This window comes from Streptomyces sp. NPDC126497 (assembly GCF_040302425.1).
Taxonomy (GTDB): Bacteria; Actinomycetota; Actinomycetes; order Streptomycetales; family Streptomycetaceae; genus Streptomyces.
Window position 1 is genome coordinate 39,702 of the sequence record NZ_JBEORT010000051.1, and the last position, 7,227, is coordinate 46,928.

Annotated in this window: 2 protein-coding genes; both read left to right on the forward strand. The window is 71.2% G+C overall.

Annotated elements, in window-relative coordinates:
• The first annotated feature begins 99 nt into the window (after positions 1 to 99).
• Positions 100 to 3,240, forward strand: a complete 3,141-nt coding sequence (locus ABTY20_RS21345; RefSeq protein ID WP_502991853.1) for an alpha-amylase family glycosyl hydrolase — start codon at positions 100 to 102, stop codon at positions 3,238 to 3,240.
• A gap of 71 nt (positions 3,241 to 3,311) precedes the next feature.
• Positions 3,312 to 7,227, forward strand: a 3,916-nt coding sequence (locus ABTY20_RS21350) for an alpha-amylase family glycosyl hydrolase (protein ID WP_502991854.1), incomplete at its 3' end; no start/stop codon positions are given.

Here is a 7,227-nt window from a genome sequence, read left to right on the forward strand (position 1 = left end):
CCGATGGCGCACCGGGCGGCCCGCCGTGTCCGCGCGGGCTCCCGCCGCCGTGTACCGGGCGGACCGTCCCGTTCGACCGGTGAGGAGAAGAAAGGCCCCATGACCGGTTCACCGTCCCGGCGCAGAACCGCCCGGTTGTCGGCCGTCGCACTGTTCCTGTCCGTGCTGCCGGCCCTCCCGTCCACCACACCGCCCGCGGACGCCGCGACCCCGCGACCGCCGTCCGATCACGCGCTCGCCCGCACACCGGCGCGCCCCGCCCCGTCGCGCGAGCAGTTCTACCTGGTGCTGCCCGACCGCTTCGCCAACGGAACCACCTCCAACGACGAGGGCGGCCTGACCGGCGGCCGCTCGCAGACCGGCCACGACCCGACCGACAAGCACTTCTACCAGGGCGGTGACCTGAGGGGCCTGATCGAGAAGCTCGACTACGTCAAGGGCCTGGGCACCACCGCCCTCTGGATGGCCCCGGTCTTCAGGAACCGGCCCGTGCAGACGATGAGCGGCACCGAGATGGCCAGCTACCACGGCTACTCCATCACCGACTTCACCCGGGTCGACCCGCACTTCGGCACCAACGCCGAACTGGCGGAACTCGTCGACAAGGCCCACGCCAAGGGCATGAAGGTCTTCTTCGACGTCATCACCAACCACACCGCCGACACCGTCGACTACGCGGAGAAGGCGTACGGCTACCGCTCCAAGGGCGCGTTCCCCTACCTGGACACCGAGGGCCGTCCCTTCGACGACGGCGCCGGCATGCGCGAGGTCGACGAGGACGGCTTCCCGTACACGCCGCGCCCCCGCGCCGGCGAGCACGACACCAAGGTGCCGGCGTGGCTGAACGACCCCACGATGTACCACAACCGGGGCGACTCCACCTTCGCCGGCGAGAGCGCCCTGTACGGCGACTTCAAGGGCAACGACGACCTGTGGACCGAGCGGCCCGAGGTCGTCGAGGGCATGCGGCGGATCTACGAGACGTGGGTGCGGGACTTCGGCATCGACGGCTTCCGCGTCGACACGGCGAAGAACGTCAACATGGCCTTCTGGACGCAGTGGGCCACGGTTCTGGACGCCTACGCGGCCCGGCAGGGGAAGCGGGACTTCTTCATCTTCGCGGAGGCCTTCTCGGCCGACCCCGTCGTCATGGCGCCCTACCTGACCGAGGGGCGGCTCGACGCCACCCTCGACTTCCCGCTGCAGGCCGCGCTCCGCAACTACGCGTCCCGCGGCGGCCCCACGCGCGACCTCGCGCACGTCCTGGCCCAGGACCACCGTTACACCACGGACAAGGCCAACGCCTATGGCGAGGTGACCTTCCTCGGCAGTCACGACATGGGCCGCATCGGGAGTTTCGTCAGCCAGGACAACCCCGGCGCGGGCGATGCCGAGCTGCTGCGCCGTGACCGGTTCGCGCACGAGCTGATGTTCCTGTCGCGGGGCAATCCGGTGATCTACGCGGGCGACGAGCAGGGCTTCACCGGATCGGCGGACGACGTGTACGCCCGGCAGACGCTGTTCGCGTCGAAGGTTCCGGAGTACCTGGACGACGACCGGATCGGCACGGAGCGTACGCACGCCTCGGACGCGTACGACACGGCGCATCCGCTGTACCGGTCGGTCGCGAGGCTGTCGGAACTGACGAAGCGTCATCCGGCGTTGCGCGACGGTGTGCAGGAGGAGCGGTACGCGGACGACGGTCCGGGGGTGTACGCGTTCTCCCGCACCGACCTGAGGCAGAGGGTCGAGTACGTCGTGGCGGTGAACAACGCGGACAGGGCCCGGACGGTCGGGGTGCCGACGTACTCGGCGGGGATGGACTTCCGCGGGGTGTACGGGTCGTCGGCGCGGGTGCGCAGTGGTGCGGACCGGAAGGTGCGGGTGGAGGTGCCGGCGTTGTCCGCGGTGGTGCTGAAGGCGGCCAGGCCGCTGGCCGCCCCGGCCGCCAGGCCGTCGGTGTCGGTGCAGGCTCCGGCGGCCGGTGCGGTCGGTGACGTGGAGGTCTCCGCGGAGGTGGACGGTGGCGGGCTGAACCGGGTGGTGTTCGCCGCCCAGGTCGGTGACGGGCCCTGGCGCACGCTGGGTTCGGCCGACCACGCACCGTACAAGGTGACCCAGCACCTGCCGGCCACGGTGCGCGCCGGGACACCAGTGCGCTACAAGGCCGTCGTCGTCGACCACGCGGGACGCACCGCGAGCGACACCGCCGCCACCACCGCAGGACAGCCCCCCACCCCCGAGAAGCCGACCGCGAAGCGGCACCACGCGGTCGTCCACCACCGGCGCGCGGACGGTGACTACGACGGTCTGCTGCTGCGGACCGCCGACGGTACGACGGACCGGTTCGCCGGCCGCGACGCCTACGGGGCCTTCGCATGGATCACCCCAGGCTCCGGTACCGGCGCCGTCCGGTTCACCATCGAGAAGGACGGGGTCCCCGACGGACCGGAGCGCGTCCTCGACACCGCCGCGTCCGGCGAGGTGTGGACCGAGCAGAACAGCACGACGGTCCTGAAGGCCAGGCCCACGTCCGCCTATCCGCCCCAGGACCGGACCAAGGCCGTGCTGCACTACCACCGGCCCGACGGCGACTACGAGGGATGGGGCCTGCACACCTGGACGGGGTCCGCCGACCCGCCCGAGTGGAACGACCCCATCCCGCCGGTGCGCGAGGACCCCTTCGGACTCGTCTTCGAAGTGCCGCTGAACGACGGAGCCGCCTCCCTCAGCTACATCCTGCACAAGGGGCAGGAGAAGGACGTCCCCGACGACGAGGCCCTCGACTTCTCCCTCCACGGGCACGAGGTCTGGCGCGTGGCGGGCGACCCCACCTATCTGACGCCCTCCCCCGGCGGCGCCTTCGGCCTCGACCTGCGCACGGCGGAGGCCACCTGGATCGGTGACGACACCGTCGTGTGGGCGGGTGAGGGCAGCGGCGTGGCCAGTCAGCAACTGGTGTACGCCACCGAGGGCGACCTCACGATCGAGAACGGCGCACTGTCCGACGAGGGCCAGTGGCTGCGGCTCGTACCGACCGAACTGACCGGCGCCCAGAGGTCCCGCCACCCCCAGTACGCCCACGCCTCGGCGTTCCGCGTGGACCCGCGGGACCGCGACCGCGTCGGCCAGGCGCTCCGCGCCCGGCTGATCGCCACCCAACGCGCCGACAGCGGCGCCCTGCTGGGCGCCACCGGCGTGCGCATCGAAGACACCCGACCGGAAGGAACCGGCAAGTGATCGGCTCGCTCCCAGACCGAAGAGGCCGAAGAAGACGAAGGGGCCGCCCCGGCGGCACGAACCACCGAACCGTGCCGGGACACACGGCCGGCTCCACGACCGTGGCCGCCTCGGTCGTCGTGGCCGCACTGCTCGCCACGGCGCTGGGCACCCCCCAGCAGGCAGCCGCGGCGCCACGGCCTCCCGGCCCGCCGTCCGACGCCCGGCTCGCCGCCGAGCCGGCCCGCCACGACCTGACCCGGGAACAGGCGTACTTCCTGCTGCCCGACCGGTTCGCCAACGGCTCCCGGGCCAACGACCGCGGAGGGCTCGGCGGCGACCGGACCGCGACGGGCTTCGACCCGACGGACAAGGGCTTCTACCAGGGCGGTGACCTGAGGGGCCTGATCGAGAAGCTCGACTACGTCAAGGGCCTGGGCACCACCGCGATCTGGATGGCGCCGATCTTCAAGAACAAGCCGGTGCAGGGCGGTGGCGAGTCCGCCGGCTACCACGGCTACTGGATCACCGACTTCACCCGGGTCGACCCGCACTTCGGCACCAACGCCGAGCTCGCGGAACTCATCGACAAGGCCCACGCCAAGGGCATGAAGGTCTTCTTCGACGTCATCACCAACCACACCGCCGACACCGTCACGAACGCCGAGAAGAAGTACGGCTACCGTTCCAAGGGCGCCTACCCCTACCTCGACACCCGGGGCCGTCCCTTCGACGACAGCTCCCGCATGGGCAAGGTCGACCGGGACAGCTTCCCCTACACGCCCGTGGTGAACGAGGACGAGGCCGACGCGAAGGTCCCGGCGTGGCTGAACGACCCCACGATGTACCACAACCGTGGCGACTCGACGTTCGTCGGCGAGAGCGGCCTCCACGGCGACCACACCGGTCTCGACGACCTGTGGACCGAACGGCCCGAGGTCGTCAAGGGCCTGGAGAAGATCTACCAGAGGTGGGTCGAGGACTTCGACGTGGACGGCTTCCGCGTCGACACGGTCCGCAACGTCGACATGCCGTTCTGGACGCAGTGGGCGACCGCGATCGACGCCTACGCCGCGAAGAAGGGACGCGAGGACTTCTTCGTCTTCGGCGAGACCCTCTCCTCCGACCCGGCCGTCACGGCTCCCTACGTGACCGAGGGGCGGCTCGACGCCACGCTCGACTTCCCGCTGCAGAACGCCATCCGCGGCTACGCCTCCCAGGACAAGCCGGCGAGCACCCTCTCCGGCGTCCTGGCCCAGGACCACCGTTACACCAGCGACAAGGCCAACGCCTACGAGCAGGTCACCTTCCTCGGCAACCACGACATGGGCCGCATCGGGAGTTTCGTCAGCCAGGACAACCCGGGCGCGGGCGATGCCGAGCTGCTGCGCCGTGACCGGTTCGCGCACGAGCTGATGTTCCTGTCGCGGGGCAATCCGGTGATCTACGCGGGCGACGAGCAGGGCTTCACCGGGCCGGGCGGGGACAAGGGAGCCCGGCAGACGCTGTTCGCGTCGAAGGTTCCGGAGTACCTGGACGACGACCGGATCGGCACGGAGCGTACGCACGCCTCGGACGCGTACGACCCGGCGCATCCGCTGTACCGGTCGATCGCGAAGCTGTCGGAACTGACGAAGCGTCATCCGGCGTTGCGCGACGGTGTGCAGGAGGAGCGGTACGCGGACGACGGTCCGGGGGTGTACGCGTTCTCCCGCACCGACCTGAGGCAGAGGGTCGAGTACGTCGTGGCGGTGAACAACGCGGACAGGGCCCGGACGGTCGGGGTGCCGACGTACTCGGCGGGGATGGACTTCCGCGGGGTGTACGGGTCGTCGGCGCGGGTGCGCAGTGGCGCGGACCGGAAGGTGCGGGTGGAGGTGCCGGCGTTGTCCGCGGTGGTGCTGAAGGCGGCCAGGCCGCTGGCCGCCCCGGCCGCCAGGCCGTCGGTGTCGGTGCAGGCTCCGGCGGCCGGTGCGGTCGGTGACGTGGAAGTCTCCGCGGAGGTGGACGGTGGCGGGCTGAACCGGGTGGTGTTCGCCGCCCAGGTCGGTGACGGGCCCTGGCGCACGCTGGGTTCGGCCGACCACGCACCGTACAAGGTGACCCAGCACCTGCCGGACACGGTGCGCGCCGGGACACCAGTGCGCTACAAGGCCGTCGTCGTCGACCACGCGGGACGCACCGCGAGCGACACCGCCGCCACCACCGCAGGACAACCCCCCACCCCCGAGAAGCCGGCCGCGGTGGACCGCCCCTACGCCGTGGTCCACTACCGGCGGACGGACGGCGACTACGACGGCTGGCAGCTCGAGTCGTCCGCCGGAACCGCGGACTTCACCGGCCGCGACGCCTACGGAGCCTTCGCCTGGGTGAAGCTGGACGACGGTGCCGGCGACGTGACCTACACCGTCGAGAAGGACGGCACCGCGGACGGTCCGCGGCGCACCCTCGAGACGGCGAAGACCGGCGAGGTCTGGATCGCGCAGGGCGAGGACGGACAGGCGGTGACCGCTCCCGAGGGCGCCTACCCTCCGCAGGACCAGAAGAAGGCCGTCCTGCACTACCACCGCACCGACGGCGACTACGACGGCTGGGGTCTGCACACCTGGACCGGAGCGGCGAACCCGACGGACTGGTCCAAGCCGCTGCGACCGGTCGGCAGGGACAGCTTCGGCGTGACCTTCGAAGTGCCCCTCGCCGACGGCGCCACGTCCCTGAGCTACATCGTCCACAAGGGCGACGAGAAGGACATCGCCGGCGACCGGTCCCTGGACTTCGCCACCCACGGGAAGGACGTCTGGCTCCTCGGCGGCACCGCCGACCACCTGCTGCCGACCGTGGGCTCCGCCCCCGACCTCGACCTCGGCGCCTCGAAGGCCCAGTGGATCGACGCGGACACGGTGGTGTGGAACGTCAAGGCCACCGAAGCCACCAGCCAGCAGCTCGTGTACGCCCCCGAGGGTGACATCACCGTCGAGGACGGCGCCCTCTCCCACGAGGGGCACTGGCTGCGTCTGGTGCCGACGACCCTCGGCGACGCCCAGAAGGAGAAGTTCCCGCACCTGAAGGACGGCACCGCCTGGTCCGTCGACCCGCGCGACCGGGACCGCGTCCGCGAGGCCCTGCGCGGCCAGCTCATCGCCACCCAGCGGGCCGCCAACGGCGCGTTGCTCGCGGCGACGGGCGTCCAGGTCCCCGGCGCGCTGGACGACCTCTACGGCGCGGCGCGCAACGCCCGTCTCGGGCCCGTCTTCGACCGGGGCAGGCCCACTCTGTCCGTCTGGGCGCCCACGGCGAAGAGCGTGTCCCTCGATCTGGACGGCCGGCGCGTACCGATGCACCGGGACGGCGACACGGGTGTCTGGTCGGTGACCGGATCCCGCTCCTGGAAGGGCAAGCCGTACCGGTACGCCGTCACGGTGTGGGCCCCGATGGCCCGCAGGATGGTCACCAACAAGGTCACCGACCCCTACTCAGTGGCTCTGACGACCGACTCCGCACGCAGTCTCGTCGTCGACCTGGCCGACCGGTCCCTGAAGCCGCGTGCGTGGTCGACGTACGACAAGCCGAGGGCCGTGCCGCTGAAGGACGCGCAGATCCAGGAACTGCACGTACGTGACCACTCCGTCGAGGACACGACCGTCCCGGCGGCCGAGCGGGGCACGTACACCGCCTTCACCGAGAAGAACTCGGCGGGCAGCAAGCACCTCCGTGCGCTGGCCGAGGCCGGCACCTCGTACGTGCACCTGCTCCCGGTCTTCGACTTCTCGACCGTTCCGGAGAAGGCCACCTACCGGGCCGTCCCCGGATGCGACCTGGCCTCCCACCCGGCCGACTCCGCCCGGCAGCAGGAGTGCGTGGCGAGGACGGCCGCCCGGGACGCCTACAACTGGGGCTACGACCCGTACCACTTCACGGTCCCGGAGGGCTCCTACGCCACCGACCCGGACGGCACCGAGCGCACGGTCGAGTTCCGGAAGATGGTCAAGGCGCTCAACGAGGACGGCC